At 33.9% G+C, this 19472-nt stretch carries 17 protein-coding genes and 1 rRNA gene; 10 read left to right on the top strand and 8 right to left on the bottom strand.

All coding sequences use genetic code 11. The features are described from left to right. Positions 1-56 precede the first annotated feature (56 nt). The 5 genes from rplL to ACFFGL_RS04340 all read left to right on the top strand — a co-directional run bounded on the left by rplL (position 57) and on the right by ACFFGL_RS04340 (position 9993). Positions 57-434 (top strand): 50S ribosomal protein L7/L12, encoded by a 378-nt coding sequence (gene rplL, locus ACFFGL_RS04320; protein WP_309728290.1) that lies wholly within the window; start codon positions 57-59, stop codon positions 432-434. Positions 435-604: 170 nt separating this feature from the next. Next, complete coding sequence (rpoB, locus tag ACFFGL_RS04325) at positions 605-4417, top strand: DNA-directed RNA polymerase subunit beta (RefSeq protein WP_309728288.1); 3813 nt, start codon at positions 605-607, stop codon at positions 4415-4417. Positions 4418-4501: 84 nt separating this feature from the next. Continuing rightward, positions 4502-8803: a DNA-directed RNA polymerase subunit beta' gene (rpoC, locus tag ACFFGL_RS04330; protein ID WP_309728286.1), complete on the top strand. Its 4302-nt coding sequence runs from the start codon at positions 4502-4504 to the stop codon at positions 8801-8803. Positions 8804-8868: 65 nt separating this feature from the next. Then, entirely contained in the window at positions 8869-9189 is a 321-nt protein-coding gene (locus ACFFGL_RS04335; protein WP_309728284.1) for a DUF3467 domain-containing protein, read from the top strand. A 96-nt stretch (positions 9190-9285) separates the two neighbouring features. Continuing rightward, entirely contained in the window at positions 9286-9993 is a 708-nt protein-coding gene (locus ACFFGL_RS04340; protein ID WP_309728283.1) for a T9SS type A sorting domain-containing protein, read from the top strand. 61 nt (positions 9994-10054) lie between these two features. Here the strand turns inward: ACFFGL_RS04340 and ACFFGL_RS04345 are convergent, their stop codons facing one another. Further along, complete coding sequence (locus ACFFGL_RS04345) at positions 10055-11641, bottom strand: peptide chain release factor 3 (protein ID WP_309728281.1); 1587 nt, start codon at positions 11639-11641, stop codon at positions 10055-10057. 71 nt (positions 11642-11712) lie between these two features. On the opposite strand from ACFFGL_RS04345, the gene idi reads away from it, so the two are divergent. The 4 genes from idi to ACFFGL_RS04365 all read left to right on the top strand — a co-directional run bounded on the left by idi (position 11713) and on the right by ACFFGL_RS04365 (position 13615). After that, positions 11713-12279 (top strand): isopentenyl-diphosphate Delta-isomerase, encoded by a 567-nt coding sequence (gene idi / locus ACFFGL_RS04350; protein ID WP_309728279.1) that lies wholly within the window; start codon positions 11713-11715, stop codon positions 12277-12279. After that, on the top strand, positions 12280-12693 hold the full coding sequence (locus tag ACFFGL_RS04355) for a 6-pyruvoyl trahydropterin synthase family protein (protein ID WP_309728277.1): 414 nt from the start codon (positions 12280-12282) through the stop codon (positions 12691-12693). It abuts the gene before it with no gap. Between the two features lie 3 nt (positions 12694-12696). Then, on the top strand, positions 12697-13158 hold the full coding sequence (locus ACFFGL_RS04360) for a peroxiredoxin (RefSeq protein ID WP_309728276.1): 462 nt from the start codon (positions 12697-12699) through the stop codon (positions 13156-13158). A 190-nt stretch (positions 13159-13348) separates the two neighbouring features. Next, positions 13349-13615 carry a hypothetical protein gene (locus ACFFGL_RS04365; RefSeq protein ID WP_309728274.1) on the top strand — a complete coding sequence of 89 codons (267 nt, stop codon included), beginning with the start codon at positions 13349-13351 and terminating at the stop codon, positions 13613-13615. A gap of 83 nt (positions 13616-13698) precedes the next feature. On the opposite strand, the gene ACFFGL_RS04370 is transcribed toward ACFFGL_RS04365, so the two are convergent. The 7 genes from ACFFGL_RS04370 to ACFFGL_RS04400 are packed head-to-tail and all read right to left on the bottom strand — an operon-like array spanning position 13699 to position 18815. Beyond that, complete coding sequence (locus ACFFGL_RS04370) at positions 13699-14430, bottom strand: DUF4369 domain-containing protein (RefSeq protein ID WP_309728272.1); 732 nt, start codon at positions 14428-14430, stop codon at positions 13699-13701. A gap of 48 nt (positions 14431-14478) precedes the next feature. After that, a complete protein-coding gene (locus ACFFGL_RS04375; protein WP_309728270.1) occupies positions 14479-15744 on the bottom strand; it encodes a DUF819 family protein in 1266 nt (421 codons plus the stop codon). A 6-nt stretch (positions 15745-15750) separates the two neighbouring features. Continuing rightward, positions 15751-16560, bottom strand: a complete 810-nt coding sequence (locus ACFFGL_RS04380; protein WP_309728268.1) for a Cof-type HAD-IIB family hydrolase — start codon at positions 16558-16560, stop codon at positions 15751-15753. Positions 16561-16607: 47 nt separating this feature from the next. Beyond that, positions 16608-17537 (bottom strand): alpha/beta hydrolase family protein, encoded by a 930-nt coding sequence (locus ACFFGL_RS04385; RefSeq protein ID WP_309728266.1) that lies wholly within the window; start codon positions 17535-17537, stop codon positions 16608-16610. Positions 17538-17580: 43 nt separating this feature from the next. Then, the gene (locus tag ACFFGL_RS04390) at positions 17581-17862 is read right to left on the bottom strand and encodes a TIGR03643 family protein (RefSeq protein WP_309728264.1); all 282 of its coding nucleotides are present in this window, start codon (positions 17860-17862) and stop codon (positions 17581-17583) included. Beyond that, complete coding sequence (locus tag ACFFGL_RS04395; protein WP_309728262.1) at positions 17859-18452, bottom strand: alpha-ketoglutarate-dependent dioxygenase AlkB family protein; 594 nt, start codon at positions 18450-18452, stop codon at positions 17859-17861. The genes ACFFGL_RS04390 and ACFFGL_RS04395 overlap by 4 nt, the downstream gene beginning before the upstream one ends. 3 nt (positions 18453-18455) lie before the next feature. Beyond that, positions 18456-18815: a DoxX family protein gene (locus tag ACFFGL_RS04400; RefSeq protein WP_309728260.1), complete on the bottom strand. Its 360-nt coding sequence runs from the start codon at positions 18813-18815 to the stop codon at positions 18456-18458. A 578-nt stretch (positions 18816-19393) separates the two neighbouring features. On the opposite strand from ACFFGL_RS04400, the gene ACFFGL_RS04405 reads away from it, so the two are divergent. Next, positions 19394-19472: ribosomal RNA gene (locus ACFFGL_RS04405) — 16S ribosomal RNA — on the top strand; the annotation flags it as partial.

Consider the following 19472-nt stretch of genomic DNA (forward strand, 5'->3'; position numbering starts at 1 on the left):
ACGTACGCACTTTTTAACAATTATAAATTAAATTACACATTTTAAAACGATAGAAAATGGCAGATTTAAAAGATTTCGCAGAACAATTAGTTAACTTAACAGTAAAAGAAGTTAATGAGTTAGCTGATATTTTAAAAGAAGAATATGGTATAGAGCCTGCAGCTGCTGCAGTAGCTGTTGCTGGTGGCGCTGCTGCCGGTGGAGGTGAAGAAGCTGAAGAGCAAACAGAATTCGACGTAATTCTTAAAGCTCCAGGTGGTTCTAAATTAGCAGTTGTAAAACTTGTTAAAGAACTTACAGGTCTAGGACTTAAAGATGCTAAAGAATTAGTAGACGGAGCTCCAAAACCAGTTAAAGAAGGAGTTGCAAAAGACGAAGCTGAAGCACTTAAATCACAGTTAGAAGAAGCAGGAGCTGAGGTTGAGCTTAAGTAAGCTTACCAAGCAATATTATTTAGGTTTAGACCTCAGGAAGTACTCCTGAAGGTCTAAACCATTTTGCGTATTTATGCGCAACGTGTATTTACACACATTTTATATAAGTTAATTATGCTTTCAGAACCCTGGTTTTTCAGTGTTTTGAAAACCTCAAATTCCGTCCATAGATGTTAGAAACGCAAACTGAAAGATTGAATTTCTCTTCTGTAAAGAACAGACCTGATTATCCGGATTTTCTCGATATCCAGATAAAATCATTTCAGGATTTCTTTCAATTAGAAACCAAATCAGAAGAAAGGGGAAATGAAGGACTTTATAATACCTTCAAAGAAAATTTCCCAATTACGGACACCCGTAACCAATTCGTATTAGAGTTTTTAGATTATTTTGTTGATCCTCCACGCTACTCAATTCAAGAATGTATTGAACGAGGATTAACCTATAGCGTACCGCTTAAAGCAAGACTTAAGCTTTATTGTACAGATCCTGAACACGAAGATTTTGAAACTATCGTGCAGGATGTTTACTTGGGTACTATTCCTTATATGACGCCAAGTGGAACTTTTTGTATAAATGGAGCAGAACGAGTAGTGGTTTCGCAGTTGCACCGTTCACCAGGAGTTTTCTTTGGACAGTCGTTCCATGCTAATGGAACAAAATTATATTCAGCCCGAGTAATTCCTTTTAAAGGATCTTGGATTGAATTTGCGACCGATATCAATAGTGTAATGTACGCCTATATCGATCGTAAGAAAAAATTGCCGGTAACTACACTTTTCCGTGCAATTGGATTTGAAAGAGATAAAGATATTCTTGAAATATTTGACCTTGCTGAAGAGGTTAAAGTTTCAAAATCCGGTCTTAAAAAAGTATTAGGACGTAAGCTTGCTGCTCGTGTTCTTAATACGTGGTATGAAGATTTTGTAGATGAAGATACCGGAGAAGTGGTTTCTATTGAACGTAATGAAATCGTTCTTGATCGTGATACTGAATTAGAAAAAGATCACATCGAAGAAATTTTAGAAACCGGAACGAAAACAATTCTTCTTCATAAAGAGGATAACTCTACAGGAGATTATGCAATTATTCACAATACATTGCAAAAAGATCCAACCAATTCAGAAAAAGAAGCTGTAGAGCATATTTACAGACAGTTACGTAACGCTGAGCCGCCAGATGAGGAAACAGCAAGAGGAATTATCGATAAATTATTCTTCTCAGATCAACGTTATAATTTAGGTGAAGTTGGTCGTTACCGTATGAATAAAAAACTTGGTCTTAATATCGAAATGGATAAGCAAGTGCTTACCAAAGAAGATATTATTACCATTATAAAATATTTAATTGAGTTAATTAACTCAAAAGCGGAGATTGATGATATTGATCACCTTTCTAACCGTCGTGTTAGAACAGTAGGAGAGCAATTATCTCAGCAATTTGGTGTAGGTCTTGCACGTATGGCGAGAACTATTCGTGAACGAATGAATGTAAGAGATAACGAGGTATTTACTCCAATCGATTTGATTAACGCGAAGACACTTTCTTCCGTAATTAATTCGTTTTTTGGTACCAACCAGTTATCTCAATTTATGGATCAAACCAACCCGCTAGCGGAAATCACGCACAAACGTCGTCTTTCTGCATTAGGACCTGGAGGTTTATCTAGAGAAAGAGCAGGATTCGAAGTTCGTGATGTTCACTATACTCACTATGGAAGACTTTGTCCTATTGAAACACCAGAGGGACCAAACATTGGTTTAATTTCTTCTCTTTCGGTATATGCGAAGGTAAACGGAATGGGCTTTATTGAAACGCCTTACCGTAAAGTTGAAAACGGAAAATTAGATTTAGAAAACGAACCGGTTTATTTCTCTGCTGAAGAAGAAGAAGGAAAGTTAATCGCTCAAGCGAATATTCCTTCTAAAGATGATGGGACAATTGATACCGATAAAGTTATTGCAAGAATGGAAGGTGACTTCCCGGTTGTAGATCCTAAAGAGGTTCATTTTACCGATGTAGCACCAAACCAAATTTCTTCAATTTCGGCTTCATTAATTCCGTTCTTAGAACATGATGATGCGAACCGTGCGTTGATGGGATCAAACATGATGCGTCAGGCAGTACCTTTGTTACGTGTTGATTCTCCAATTGTTGGAACAGGTCTAGAGCGTCAAGTTGCTTCTGATTCTCGTGTATTGATGAATGCTGAAGGAGACGGAACAGTAGAATATGTAGATGCAAGACAAATTACCATTAAGTACGATCGTACCGAGGAAGAAAGAATGGTAAGTTTCGATTCAGATTCTAAAACTTATGATCTTATTAAGTTCAGAAAAACCAACCAAGGTACTTCTGTTAACTTAAAACCGATTGTGAGAGTAGGAGATCGCGTTAAAAAAGGACAGGTTCTTTGTCAAGGTTATGCAACCGAAGCTGGAGAGTTAGCTTTAGGTCGTAATATGAAAGTTGCGTTTATGCCTTGGAAAGGGTATAACTTTGAGGATGCGATTGTAATTTCTGAAAAAGTTGTACGTGAAGATATTTTCACCTCTATTCATATCGACGAATATTCATTAGAAGTTAGAGATACCAAATTAGGTAACGAAGAATTGACTAATGATATTCCGAATGTTTCTGAAGATGCTACAAAAGATCTTGACGAACACGGAATGATTAGAATTGGAGCTGAAGTAAAACCAGGTGATATTTTAATTGGTAAGATTACACCTAAAGGAGAATCTGATCCAACACCAGAAGAAAAATTACTTCGTGCAATTTTCGGTGATAAAGCTGGAGATGTAAAAGATGCTTCTTTAAAAGCTTCACCATCGTTAGAAGGTGTTGTAATTAACAAAAAACTTTTTGCCAGAGCAGTAAAAGATAAGCGTAAACGCGCGCAAGATAAAGAAGAAATCGCAAAACTAGAAGATAGTTACCGTGTAAAGTTTGAAGCTTTAAAAACGGAATTAATCGATAAACTTTTTGCGATTATTGGTGGTAAAACGGCTCAAGGTGTTAAGAATGATTTAGGTGAAGATGTTTTACCAAAAGGTAAAAAGTACACTTTAAAAATGTTAAATTCTGTTGATGATTATACACACCTTACGCAAGGCACGTGGACAACAGATGATCATCTAAATTCATTAGTTGCAGATTTAATTCATAATTATAAAATTAAGGAAAACGATCTTCAAGGTAATTTAAGAAGAGAGAAATTCACCATTACAGTTGGAGATGAACTTCCTTCAGGAATCATCAAACTTGCAAAAGTTTACATTGCTAAAAAACGTAAACTTAAAGTTGGAGATAAAATGGCAGGACGTCACGGTAACAAGGGTATTGTTGCTCGTATTGTTCGTCAAGAAGATATGCCATTCTTAGAAGATGGAACTCCTGTAGATATCGTATTAAATCCACTAGGTGTACCATCACGTATGAACATTGGTCAGATTTACGAAACCGTATTAGGTTGGGCAGGTCAAAAACTTGGTAAAAAGTATGCGACTCCAATTTTTGATGGAGCAACAATCGACCAAATTAATGATTTAACTGATGAAGCTGGAATTCCAAGATACGGTCATACTTATTTATATGACGGTGGAACTGGAGATCAATTCGATCAACCTGCAACAGTTGGTGTAATTTATATGTTGAAGCTAGGACACATGATTGAAGATAAAATGCACGCGCGTTCTATTGGTCCTTATTCATTAATTACCCAACAACCTTTAGGAGGTAAAGCTCAGTTCGGAGGTCAGCGATTTGGTGAGATGGAAGTTTGGGCACTTGAGGCTTATGGAGCTTCTGCTACACTTCGTGAAATCTTAACTGTTAAGTCCGATGATGTAATCGGTAGAGCAAAAACTTACGAATCTATCGTAAAAGGTGAACCAATGCCAGAACCTGGCTTACCAGAATCTTTTAACGTGTTAATGCACGAATTGAAAGGTCTTGGATTAGACATAAAACTTGAAGAGTAATAACTTTATCTCCGGCTGTATAGCTATAGCCGGAGATAAAAAGTTATCGCTAAATTTTAGAATAATTCTTTAGTACCATTTATTATGGCAAGAAATAATGATAAGAATACACAAAAGAGATTTAATAAAATCTCTATAGGCTTAGCTTCCCCAGAATCGATATTGGCTGAATCGAGAGGAGAGGTATTAAAGCCTGAAACTATTAATTACCGTACTCATAAACCAGAACGCGACGGACTGTTTTGTGAACGTATTTTTGGTCCTGTAAAAGACTACGAATGTGCTTGCGGTAAATATAAAAGAATTCGATATAAAGGAATTGTATGTGATCGTTGTGGAGTAGAAGTAACCGAAAAGAAAGTGCGTAGAGATCGTGTAGGTCACATCAATTTAGTGGTTCCTGTTGCACATATTTGGTATTTCCGTTCTCTTCCAAATAAAATTGGATATTTATTAGGAATACCTTCTAAGAAACTAGATATGATTATTTACTACGAACGTTACGTAGTAATCCAAGCAGGTATAGCAAAAAATGAAGAAGGAGAGCCATTAAAGAAAATGGATTTCTTAACTGAAGAAGAATATTTAAACGTTCTAGATAGTCTTCCGCAGGAAAATATGTACTTAGAAGATTCAGACCCAAATAAGTTTATCGCTAAAATGGGAGCTGAATGTCTAATTGAAATCTTAAATCGTTTAGATTTAGATGAACTTTCTTATGAATTAAGACATAAAGCAAATAACGAAACTTCAAAACAACGTAAAACTGAAGCGCTAAAACGTTTACAAGTTGTTGAAGCTTTCCGTGATGCTAACAAAGATAAAGAAAATAAGCCATCGTGGATGATTATGAAAGTAGTTCCGGTAATTCCACCAGAATTACGTCCATTAGTCCCATTAGATGGCGGTCGTTTTGCGACTTCAGATTTAAATGATCTTTACAGACGTGTAATTATTCGTAACAACCGTCTTAAAAGATTAATGGAGATTAAAGCTCCTGAAGTAATTTTACGTAACGAAAAACGTATGCTTCAAGAGTCGGTAGATTCATTATTTGATAATACCAGAAAATCTTCAGCAGTAAAAACAGATTCTAACCGTCCGTTAAAATCACTTTCAGATTCCTTAAAAGGAAAACAAGGACGTTTCCGTCAGAACTTATTGGGTAAACGTGTAGATTATTCAGCGCGTTCAGTAATTGTTGTAGGACCGGAAATGAAATTATATGAATGTGGTCTTCCAAAAAATATGGCTGCGGAACTTTACAAGCCTTTTGTAATTAGAAAATTAATTGAAAGAGGAATTGTGAAAACGGTTAAATCTGCAAAGAAAATAATCGATAAAAAAGAGCCGGTAGTTTGGGATATTTTAGAAAATGTTTTAAAAGGACATCCTGTATTACTAAACCGTGCTCCAACGCTTCACCGTTTAGGAATTCAAGCTTTTCAACCTAAATTAATCGAAGGGAAAGCAATTCAGTTACACCCATTGGTTTGTACTGCATTTAACGCCGATTTCGATGGTGACCAAATGGCGGTTCACTTACCTTTAGGTCCTGAAGCTATTTTAGAAGCACAGTTATTAATGCTGGCTTCTCATAATATTCTAAATCCCGCTAACGGTTCTCCGGTAACAGTACCTTCTCAAGATATGGTACTTGGTTTATATTATATGACCAAGATGAGAAAATCTACTCCGGAAAAACCAATGAAGGGTGAAGGTTTAACGTTCTATTCTTTTGAAGAAGTAAATATTGCGTACAACGAAAAACGTGTTGACTTAAACGCGATGATTAAAGTACGTGCGAAAGATTTCAATGATAAGGGTGAATTAGTAACTCAAATTATCGAAACTACGGTTGGTAGAGTTCTATTCAACGAAGAAGTTCCAGAACAAGCAGGTTATATAAATGAGGTTTTAACAAAGAAAACTTTAAGAGATATTATTGGTAGAATCTTAAAAGTAACCAGCGTACCAGAAACAGGTGAATTCCTAGATAAAATTAAAAGTTTAGGATATGGTTTTGCCTTTAGAGGTGGTCTTTCATTCTCACTAGGAGATATTATCATTCCTAAAGAGAAATACGAAATGATCGATGAAGCTAACGAACAAGTTGAAGGTATTATGGCCAATTATAATATGGGTCTTATTACCAACAACGAGCGTTACAATCAGGTAATTGATATTTGGACAGCTACTAATGCTAACCTTACCGAATTAGCGATGAAGCGAATTCGAGAAGATCAGCAAGGATTCAACTCGGTTTATATGATGCTTGATTCCGGAGCGCGTGGTTCGAAAGAACAAATTCGTCAGTTAACCGGTATGCGTGGATTAATGGCGAAACCTAAAAAATCGAATTCTGGAGGTGGAGAAATTATTGAAAACCCAATTCTTTCTAACTTTAAAGAAGGACTTTCAATTCTTGAATACTTTATTTCAACTCACGGTGCGCGTAAAGGTCTTGCCGATACCGCATTAAAAACTGCCGATGCTGGTTATTTAACACGTCGTCTAGTAGATGTTTCTCAAGATGTAATTGTAGGTGAAGAAGATTGTGGAACATTACGAGGTATCGAAATTAAAGCCTTAAAGAAAAATGAAGAAGAAGTTGAATCGTTAGGAGAACGTATCTTAGGTAGAACGGCGTTAAACGATATTATCGATCCAATTTCACAAGAAGTTTTTGCGGAAGCGGGAGATGAAATTGATGAAAAAATCGTTTCTAAAGTTGAAAACTCTGCTTTAGATGCTGTAGAAGTTCGTTCAGCATTAACCTGTGAAGCTAAAAAAGGAATTTGTGTAAAATGTTACGGTAGAAACCTTGCCACTGGGAAAACAGTTCAGCGAGGAGAAGCAGTAGGAGTTGTTGCCGCTCAATCTATTGGTGAGCCAGGAACACAGCTTACACTTCGTACGTTCCACGTAGGTGGTATTGCCGGAAACATTTCAGAAGAAAATAAAGTTGTGGCCAAGTTTGATGGTGTTGCTGAAATCGACGATTTAAAAACTGTAAAAGGTGAAAATGCTGAAGGGAACGAAGCAGAAATCGTAATTTCAAGAACATCTGAAATTAAAATAGTTGATCCAAAAACTGGAATTGTATTAAGTAATAATGTAATTCCTTACGGAGCGCAATTATTTGTGAAACCTGGTGATAAAATAAAAGAAGGAACAACAGTTTGTCAGTGGGATCCTTATAACGGAGTAATTATTTCTGAATTTGCAGGAAAAATTAAATTCGAAAATATTGAACAAGGAGTTACTTATCAAGTTGAAACTGATGAACAAACCGGTTTCCAAGAGAAAGTAATTTCTGAATCAAGAAATAAGAAAAAGATTCCAACATTATTAATTATGGGTAAAGGTGACGAAGTAATTCGTTCGTATAACTTACCTGTTGGAGCTCACTTAATGGTAGACGATAGTGAGAAAATTAAGATCGGTAAGATTTTAGTAAAAATTCCTCGTAAATCATCTAAAGCCGGAGATATTACCGGAGGTCTTCCTCGTGTAACCGAATTATTCGAAGCACGTAATCCTTCAAATCCAGCTGTAGTAAGTGAAATTGATGGAGTTGTTTCTTTCGGAAAAATTAAACGTGGTAACCGCGAAATCATCGTAGAATCTAAATTAGGTGAGGTTAAGAAGTATTTAGTAAAACTTTCAAACCAAATCTTAGTTCAAGAAAACGATTATGTTCGTGCAGGAATGCCACTTTCTGACGGATCAATTACGCCAGAAGATATCTTGAATATTAAAGGGCCAAGTGCGGTTCAACAGTATTTAGTAAATGAAGTTCAGGAAGTATATCGATTACAAGGGGTGAAAATTAACGACAAGCATTTTGAAGTTGTTGTAAGACAAATGATGCGTAAAGTTAAAATTCAAGATCCGGGAGATACTATTTTCTTAGAAAATCAATTGGTTCATAAATCAGATTTCATCGAAGAAAATGATGATATTTTCGGAATGAAAGTAATCGAAGATGCTGGCAATAGTGAAAACTTAAAACCTGGTAAAATTGTAACTGCCCGTGAGTTGAGAGATGAAAATTCAATCTTACGTAGAGAAGATAAAGCGCTTGCAACAGCAAGAGATGCTCAACCAGCTACAGCGACACCAATTTTACAAGGTATAACGAGAGCTTCACTTCAAACCAAATCATTTATTTCTGCGGCTTCCTTCCAGGAAACTACCAAAGTGCTTAATGAAGCGGCGGTTAGCGGAAAAGTTGATACGCTAGAAGGACTTAAAGAAAATGTAATTGTAGGTCATAAAATTCCGGCAGGAACGGGAATGCGTGAATACGATGATATTATCGTAGGTTCTAAAGAAGAATTCGAAGAAATGATGGAAGAAAAACAAGAAGTAAATTATAACTAAATATTTAAAACGCTGTGATGAAAATCACGGCGTTTTTTTCTATATTACGTATAAAACTTATTTTTATGAGTGAAGAAAAAAATAAAAAGTCAAAACAAAAGCAACTTAATATTGAATTAGATGAAGCAACTGCGCAGGGCGAATATAGTAACCTTGCCATCATTAATCATTCTGCTTCAGAGTTTGTAGTGGATTTTGTAAATATTATGCCGGGCGCGCCAAAAAGCAAAGTTAAATCTAGAATTATTTTAACGCCACAGCATGCAAAGCGTTTGCTAAAAGCTTTAGGTGGAAATATTTATAAATTTGAACAAGCGCATGGTGAAATTAAAGATTACGATAAACCCAATATGCCCTTAAATTTTGGACCTACCGGTCAAGCATAATTATTAAAAGTATTCATAAAAAAAATCCGAAGTTTTTAGCTTCGGATTTTTTTATGTATTTTAACATAATTATTTAGACATATTTTAAAAAATATTTTGAAAAATTTAATTCCCTTATTTCTATTTTCCGTTTGTTTTTTTGCTTCTGCACAACAGCAAGGTTTAGCGGAAAGTACTTGGCATTTAGAAGAACTTACAATTTCTAATAATAATATTTCTATTCCGCAAGATGATAATGCAGATTCTGCGTTAGATGAAATAAATTTGTGGTTTAATGGTGATATATTATATACACAGGTTTGCAATGTATTAGATTCTTTTGAAGAAATTCAATATGTGGGTAATAACGAATTTCTAATGGAAGAATGGAATCAAACTTTAATAGAATGTAATAAAGAAGAGAACCAGAATTTTGAACAGAATTATTTTTCTTTTTTTACAAACCATATCAATACACCAATAGCTTATACAATAACCAATAATTCAAATGGTTCTCAAAGCTTAATTTTAATGCTTAACAATGGGGATTTCGCAGTTTACAACAATCAACAATTGAGTTTAAAAAAATCTAATAAATTTGCTATAGCTTTATATCCAAATCCTGTAAAAGATTATTTCACCATAAAAAATGACTCTAATTTATTTTTAAAAGCTATTTCCATTTATAATTTACAGGGAAAACTCGTAAGAGAATTTATGCCTACTGAAAAAAACGAATATAGAGTAATAAATTTAAATGGAGTTTATTTAGTTAGATTAGAAACCGAAAAGGGGTTTGAGACGAAGCAAATTATTGTAAAATAAATTCTCCAAAAATAAATCCGAAGCAAAAACTTCGGATTTTTTATTTGTAAAAGTAATATTGTTAAAATTCCGAAGTAAAATGAAATTTAATAGTTTTATATTTCTGTTGCGTCATTTGTAATGAGAATTGTGAATCAGCTAAAAATACTAATTGTCCTCGTTTATCTTTTGCCAAAAATTTTGCTTTTACCCGTTTAAAATCTTGAAATCCATCACTTTTTTCATCTTCAGGTTCTATCCAGCAGGCTTTATGAACATTTAAATTTTCATACGTACATTTTGCGCCATATTCGTGTTCTAATCGGTATTGAATTACTTCGTATTGTAGAGCACCAACGGTTCCGATTATTTTTCGGTTATTTAATTCCAGTCGGAATAATTGTGCAACACCTTCATCCATTAATTGGTCGATTCCTTTTTCCAATTGTTTAGATTTCATCGGGTCAGCATTATTAATATATCTAAAATGCTCGGGTGAGAAGTTAGGAATCCCACGGTAATGAATTTCTTCTCCTTCCGTTAAGGTATCACCAATTTTAAAGTTTCCGGTGTCGTGCAAACCAACAATGTCGCCTGGGTAAGAAACATCTACAATTTCTTTCTTTTCAGCGAAAAAAGCATTCGGACTGCTAAATCTCAATTTTTTATTGTGACGAACATGTAAATAAGGTACATTTCTTTCAAATTTACCTGAAACAATTTTTACGAACGCTAAACGGTCACGGTGTTTTGGATCCATATTCGCGTGAATTTTAAACACAAAACCAGTGAACTTTTCTTCAGTAGGTTTTACGGTTCGTTCTTCACTTTCTTTTGGAAGTGGAGCAGGAGCGATGCTGATAAAACAATCTAACAATTCACGAACACCGAAATTATTTAATGCAGAACCAAAAAATACTGGTTGTAGTCTACCTTCTTTATACGCTTGCTGATCGAATTTAGGATACACGCCTTGAGCTAATTCTAATTCTTCCCGTAAATCGTTTGCTGAATCTGAACCGATTAATTCATCTAATTCTGGCGTATTTAAATCTGAAATTTCAACGGTATCTTCAATATCTTTACGTGGATCGCCGGTAAAAAGATTTACATTTTGTTCCCAAATATTGTAAATTCCTTTGAAATCGTAACCCATTCCAATAGGATAACTTAAAGGCGTTACGGTAAGATTCAATTTTTGTTCAATTTCATCTAATAAATCGAACGCATCTTTTCCTTCTCGATCTAATTTATTGATAAAAACAATCATCGGGATGTTTCGCATTCTACAAACCTCTACTAATTTTTCAGTTTGTTCCTCAACACCTTTGGCAACATCAATCACAACAATTACGCTATCTACCGCGGTTAATGTTCTAAACGTATCTTCAGCAAAATCTTTGTGTCCCGGCGTATCGAGAATATTTATTTTAATGTCTTTATATTCAAAAGCAAGAACAGAAGTTGCTACCGAAATTCCACGTTGGCGCTCAATTTCCATAAAGTCACTTGTGGCTCCTTTTTTTACTTTGTTAGATTTTACAGCACCGGCTTCTTGAATGGCACCTCCAAAAAGTAATAACTTTTCTGTTAACGTTGTTTTTCCGGCATCTGGGTGAGAAACAATACCGAAGGTTCTTCTTTTATTTATTTCGTCTTTCAATTTCATTTTGCAAATGTATTCTTTTTAAGAGCTTGTTCAAAGTTTTCAAGTTGAAGTCTGTTTAGAAAATTTATAAGATGGTTTTGTCATATTTCTATGAAATGTCTCCCTTTTTTGTACTTTTGAGTTCTATGGAAGAAAAAGTTATTCTGGTTAATGAAAACGATGAGCAAATTGGCTTAATGGAAAAAATTGAAGCGCATGAAAAAGCGCTTCTTCATCGTGCATTTTCGGTTTTTGTATATAATGAAAAGGGGGAAATGATGCTTCAGCAACGCGCTTTAGGAAAATATCATTCGCCAGGTTTATGGACAAATACCTGTTGCAGTCACCAACGCGAAAATGAAACTAATATTGAAGCAGGAAAAAGACGCTTAATGGAAGAAATGGGTTTTACCACCGATTTGGAAGAAACGATTTCTTTTATTTATAAAGCTCCTTTTGAAAATGGCTTAAGCGAACATGAATTCGATTATATTTTGGTAGGAAATTATAATGGAAAACCAGCTATTAACCCTGATGAAGTTGCCGATTGGAAATGGATGCATCCTGAATTGGTGAAAAAAGATTTAGTAGAACATCCTGAAAAATATACCGCTTGGTTTAAAATAATTTTCGATAAACATTACCAAACCATTTCGTAAATGAGCAAAAAAGTTACGGTAAATAGAAAAGCTCATTTTAATGCGGCACACCGTTTGCATAGAAAAGATTGGAGTGATGAAAAAAATGAAGAAGTATTTGGGAAATGCAGTAATCCTCATTATCACGGCCATAATTACGAATTAATTGTTTCAGTTACGGGAGAAATTAATCCTGAAACCGGGTTTGTAATCGATATGAAATATTTAAAAGAATTAATTGCTGAAGAAATTGAAACAGCTTTTGATCATAAAAATTTAAATATTGAAGTTGAAGATTTTAAAAATCTAAACCCGACTGCTGAAAATATTTCTGTGGTTATTTGGGAAAAATTACGAAAAAAATTGGCTTTAGATTTGGACTTACAAGTAACTTTATATGAAACGCCTAGAAATTTTGTAACTTATAGCGGATAATTTATGGAATTAAAAGTTGGAGATAGAATACCGAATTTTACCTTAACCGATCACCACGGAAATTTATTTAAATCTGATAAAAAAGTTGGTGAGAATATTTTAGTGATTTATTTCTATCCTAAAAATTTCACACCCGGTTGTACCAAAGAAGCCTGTAGTTTTAGAGATCATTATAAAGAGTTTCAAAAACTGGGAGCAGAAGTAATTGGGATAAGTTCAGATTCGGTAGAATCGCACCAGAAATTTAGCGAGAAATACAATTTACCTTTTACTTTTCTTTCAGATCCCACCGAAGATATCCGGCAAAAATTTGGCGTTAAAGGTCATTTATTAGGAATAATTCCTGGTCGCGATACGTTTGTGGTTGATAAAAAAGGAATTATTCAATTTAAATTTCATAATTTAAGTTCTTCAGACCATATGGAAAAAGCCCTTCAAAAGGTAAAAGAATTGCAAGCAGAGTAATTTGCTGATTTTAATTTATATGCATCGCCAAAGCGTTTATTATTTAGAAGTTTGCTTTCAAAATGAAGAGGTTTTCCTTAGAATACCTCATAGCTCGTGGCGTTACCTGAGTTAATTAATTAAAAGTTTAGATTTTCCCTTTTTATACTGAAATTTAGTGTAATTTTGCCGAATAATTTTTAGTAAAACTATGGCAAGCATTAAGCATTTAAAAAGAGATTTAAACTATGTAATGGGCGATATTATTGAAGCCGCTTACATTCACCAAATGGCAAATCCAAAAGCTGACCCTAAAACGATTGATGAAATTGTAGATGAAGCAGTAGCAACTTATGATGAAATGATTGTAAAAATAAATGATCGTTCTCAAGAAAATAGAGGAAAACACCTTCAGCAACTCAATAGAGAATTAGAGCAAAAAGCAACAGGTTTAATTGAAAAGTTGAATACGCTTTAAGATTCTAACAATAATCTGATAAAATAAAAGGCTTGCTAATTTTAGCAAGCCTTTTTTAGTAGCAATCAACTTTTTAAGCAAACTTATTTCTTTTGCTTTTCAACTTTTTTATCAAGTTTTTCTAATTTTTTACGTTCTTTTAAAAGATCTTTTAATTGTTTCCCGTAGCGTGATTTTCTTACATCTTTATTAAGCGAATTATAAATAGTATCTAAATATTTTATGTTCGCATCAAAAACTTCTGAAATAGCTAAAAAAGGAGCAACCTCTAAATCTTTATTAGTAATCGCAAAATTTACGGTGTACAAATATTTTCTTCGTAAAAGGCTTTCATACTTTTTGTTTGTGATTAAAACCTCTTCTTCATTATTTTCTTTTTGCGCTTCAAAATTTTCTTTGATAAGATCTAAATGTTGATTATTGAACTTTTTCATAATCGCATTATATTCATCGAACTTTTCTTGATTTTTAGAACCGGTAATTTTCGCACCTGTGGTGAAATTTTTCAAAGAAGTATTAATTTCCATTTCTCCTTCTTCCGCAAAAAATTCAATAATATCATCATTTTTCTGTCCATCAACTTTATCGAGATATAAAAAAAGAAGTTCAGGTTCTTTTAATTTTGCCTGAAGTTCATAATCGCTATCACCATTAATTTCAATAGAATCGATATCTTCAACAATCGTATCATTTAAACGTTGCAGGTAAAGCGTTCCTTTTTTTAAACCATCAACTTTTCCGGTTAAGGTAAAATTTGCGTCTTTTCCGCAGGAAATAAGACAAAAAATAGAAATTATAAATAGGATCTTTTTCATAGAAATAAAATAAGGATGCAAAGATGAAACTTTTTCAGATAAATTAAACTAACTCGCCGAAGCAATTTCCATTAAAATTGCGCAAGCGTAAGCAGACCAAGTCCCAACAACGTAACCTAAAACCGCTAATAAAACACCAACGGTAGTAAGCGATGGATGAAATGCTGAAGCTACAACAGGAGCAGAAGCAGCGCCGCCCACATTGGCTTGACTTCCCACGGCTAAGAAAAAATAAGGTGCTTTAATTAATTTTGCTACCAAAATAAGTAAACCGGCGTGAATGGACATCCAAACTAAACCAATTGCAATTAAGCCGGGATTATCGAAAATCATCGTTAAATCCATTTTCATACCAATTGTAGCTACGAGAATGTAAATAAAAACACTTCCTATTTTACTCGCTCCGGCACCTTCATATTGTCTGGCTTTGGTGAAAGAAAGTAAAATCCCGATAAAAGTAGCAATACTTATCATCCAGAAAAATGTGGAAGTAAATGAAGTTAACGCGGAAGATTTATCATTAAAAACTTCAAAATTAGAGGTTAAAAAAGCTGAAATTCCATCGGCTCCCCAATGAGCAATCCCAGTTGCGCCTAAACCGATTCCCAGCATTATCATATAATCGGCTAAAGAAGGTTTTTTGGAAATACTTTCAGTATAATCAGATACTTTATTTTTCAATTTCGTGATCGCTGAAGAATCGGCTTTCAGCCACTTATCGATAGCTTTTGTTCTTCCGATACCGAGTAGAATTATTGCCATCCAAATATTGGCAACAACAATATCTACGAAAACCATTCCGCCGTATTTTTCAGGGTTGTATTTAAAAATTTCAAGCATTGCCGCTTGGTTTGCACCACCGCCAATCCAACTTCCGGCGAGTGTTGCCAAACCGCGCCACGTAGCATCGGGTCCAGCGCCGCCAACAGTTTCCGGTGAGAAAACAGAAATTATTAAAATGGCTAACGGACCGCCGATAACAATACCAACCGTTCCGGTAAAAAACATAATAAGCGCTTTGGGACCTAAATTAAAAATCGCTTTTAAATCGATGCTCAATGTCATTAAAACTAAAGAAGCTGGTAAAAGATATCGGCTAGCTACAAAATAAAGTTGCGAATTTTCGGTGCTAATTATTCCGGTGGAATTTAAAATCGCAGGAAGTAAATAACACATTAATAAAGCGGGAACGAATTTGTAAAACTTTTTCCAGAAGCCTTTTTTTATGGATGAAGTATAAAATACAAAGGCTAATAAAATCATTAGCAGTCCAAATACAATTGCATCGTTGCTGAAATAAGGAGAGTTTTCCATAAAATTTTAAGCGTTAAATATTTGGTGAAGACTTTTTGCGACTCCGTTTTCAATACTTTTATCGGTAATTTTGTTGGCAACTTCTTTTACTTCGTCGCGCGCATTTCCAACGGCAATTCCCATTCCTACGCCATTTATCATTTCAACATCATTATAATTATCACCAAAAGCAATACTTTCTTCTAACGATAAATTAAAGTGGTTTTCTAATAAATGATTTATCGCGGTGAGCTTAGAGATATTTTTATTCGCGATTTCAATGTAAGTAGATTTTGAGCGGTATAAATGCAAATCGTTTCCGTAGTTTTCTTGCAAATGATTATACATTTTTTCCACATCATTTTCTTCGCCCATGCACATTATTTTGTGCGCTCCGAGTTCGCGTTTGTTCCAATCGTCTATTACTTTATTCACTTTTGTAACGCTTGGAGTGACTTTTGTGTTGTTTTCTTCGCGTTTTGCCCAATAGTCGTATTCTGGAACGTGCCATTCATCGGCGTGATAAAGGCTTAAATGTACTTTTGTTTGCTGATTGAAATCGGCTATATTTTTTATAGTAGAAACATCGATTGCCGTAGAACTAATAATAGAATTATCGACTAACACATAACCGCCGTTGTAGCAAATTATGGGTTGATTTTCAATTCCTAATTGTTTCTGTAAGTGAAACATCGCTGAAGGCATTCGAGCGGAAATTAATACAAAGGGAATTTCATCTTTATATTTTTTTATGGCTTGAATTGTTTCCGGAGATAATTCTCTTTCTTTATTTAGCAATGTGCCATCTATATCTGAGAATACGATTTTGTAATCCATTTCATTTCTTTGTTTGAATGGCAAATATAGAAATAATGAAAGGATCGCTAGCTTTTTATAAAAGAAGTGATAGCAGAAACTAATTCTTCAGCAATAGGAAGGTTAGGTTGATTGTAGGTTTTTTGATTGGTTAAATCGTCATTTTCTTCAATTATTCTAAAAACATGATTCATATTTTTAATCAAGTTTCCTTTTGCTGAAGGCGAAGCTTTTTCTAATTCTTTAATGGCTTCTGGATTCACTTGTAAATCTTCGCTTCCGTGAATTAATAAAATAGGAATGTTTAGTTTTTTTATTTCTTCAGAAGGATTATAGTTCATCCAACTTGCCATAAAAGCTTGCGCGTCTGGTCTAAAAATTGAACGTAAAGCGTTGTTGTAATTGCGAGTTCTTCCGTGTTTTTTTAAATCTGAAAAAGCTTTTTCAGCATCATTATACAAACCGGGCGCTTGCAATTTAATTTGTGCTAAAAGTTGTTCGTCTATTGGGTTAGCTGCTCCGGCAATGCTAATAAATTTATCTACATTTCCTTTGGCTGCGATCATTCCTATTAATGAACCTTGCTCGTGACCTGCGATAATTATTTCAGCAAAACTATTTTTCTTTTTAAAATAATCGATAACGCTTTTTGCATCGTCTATAAATTGATCGAAACGTAATTCACGCTCTTTTATATTTAATTCTGAAATTTTTAGTGTGCGTTTGTCATACCGAAAACTAGCGATATTATTTTCAGCTAAAGCTTCGGCAAGTTTTTTAATGGAATTATTTTTGGTCAACAATTGGTTTCCGTCTCTATTAGTAGGTCCAGATTCGTTTATAAAAATAACCAAAGGTGGATTTTCAGTATTTTTTGGCTTTAGCAACGTTCCTTCTACAAATTTGTTAACGCGTAAATCATTCGCAATAAAATTTTCTTGCGCATTCAGTAACGATGAAAAAACGAACGTAATTATGATTAAGAAAGTAGTACGCATATTTTAATTTTTGTAGTTATCCGAAATTTTGAAAAATTAGTATTTAACGTTTAGCGATTTTATTTTGAGAAATATGTTTTTGTCGCGAAGATTTAAAGGTTCCGCTAACATTTTTTCGCAATTTTACATGTTTAGTTGCTCTTCCTTGAACGCGTTTTCGCCACATTTTAAAACTGGAAGGTTTCAATTGCGTTTGCATAATTTTAATGACTTCTTTTTCTGAAGTTCCGAATTGAAATTCAATCGCTTCAAAAGGAGTCCTATCTTCCCAAGCCATTTCTATAATTCTATCTAATTCTCGTGGAGTGAAATTTTTTGTGCTCATATAATATTTCGAAAAGTTAAATTTATTCTTTCGCCGATCTTTTTTTGAGTTTTAGGAATTTGGTGTTGCCAAAAATGCTGGGTTTCGCCTTTCATAATTAAAAGACTTCCGTGCTCTAAAATCATTTTATGCTGAATTTTATGATCTTCTTTTTTTCTGAATTTAAAAACACGTTCTGTGCCAAAACTAACCGAAGCAATCACCGGATTTTTACCTAATTCTTTTTCATCATCGGCATGCCAACCATTGCTGTCTTTTCCGTCACGGTAAAGATTGGCCAAACAACTTGTGAAATAATGTTGAGTTTCAGTTTCAATTTTATGTTTTATCTCTTTTAGTTTTTCTGAAAAATGATGAGGTTTCATCGTGATATTAGAATAGGAGTAGTTTAAATTATTTGAAGCAAAAAATGCGGTTAAGCGTGGTTGTAAATGTGTTTTTCCAAAAACTTTAATAGTATCTTGTTGCCACGGAATATTTTTCTGAAGGTTTTTAAAATAATTATCAGCTTCCTTTTTACTGAAAAATTCAGGATAATGAAAAACTTCAGCATATTCCATTTCTATTTTTCTCGCAAATAAATCACTCATAAATTAATATTGTAAATAGAAAAGCGCCCACCAAATTAAAACAAATTGAAGCAATAGCCGAAACCACAAAAGCCATTTTGGAAGATTCAATCCTGCTTTTTCTGAACTTAACATATAAATATGAACTAAAAGGAAAACGAGTAACATAAATGTTAACCCAATTATGGCTATATTTTTTGTGAGTTTAAAGCAAACTGCAATTCCTAATACTATTTCTATAATTCCACTAATATATACTAGCAATTTATGAGATGGAAGGTAGCGGGGTATAATTCTCATATAAGCTTTCGGTTTAATAAAGTGAAAAAAACCAGCTACAATATACATTAATCCCATTAAGTAAAGATGCCAAGGATAATTCATGTTTTTTATCTAAAAGTATAAAAATAAAATCATTTTCATTTTTTAATAAAAAATTAAACTCTTATTTATTTGATTATAAATCGGTTAAATTTTATCTTTAAGATTATTTAAATTTTCTTTAAAAAAGCTTGCACAGAACTTTAAACAAGTTGTATATTTGCACCCGCAATTGCGCTGAGCGGTTGTTGTAGAAGTTCATAGAAAGGGTGATTTTTTGTTTTAGAGGGGTTAAAAAAAACTTTTAAAAAAATAAAACAAAAAGCTTGTTGAAATAAAAATAAGTATTACATTTGCACCCGCAATCGCAGAGAGGCGGTTAGAGTTCTAAGGAAGTATTGAAGTAAAGCGCCTGGCGGCGGACGATTTGAGAGGATTGTTTAAGAGGTTCGACTCCTTTTGTTTTAACGAAAAGACAGATTTTCTGAATTGAAAATTTGGATTAGATAAGTTCATTGAGATATTGAATTGACAGAATTAGATTAAGGCTAAATAGTAAAATTTTGAGTCGTGCTTATTTTTCGAAATAAGTATGAAAATTCCAAAGTTGTTGTAGAGTATTGTAAAATTATAATGAAACAACGATGAAGAGTTTGATCCTGGCTCAGGATGAACGCTAGCGGCAGGCCTAACACATGCAAGTCGAACGGTAACAGCAGA

The sequence above is a fragment of the Mesonia maritima genome, assembly GCF_042433895.1.
Taxonomy (GTDB): domain Bacteria; phylum Bacteroidota; class Bacteroidia; order Flavobacteriales; family Flavobacteriaceae; genus Mesonia; species Mesonia maritima.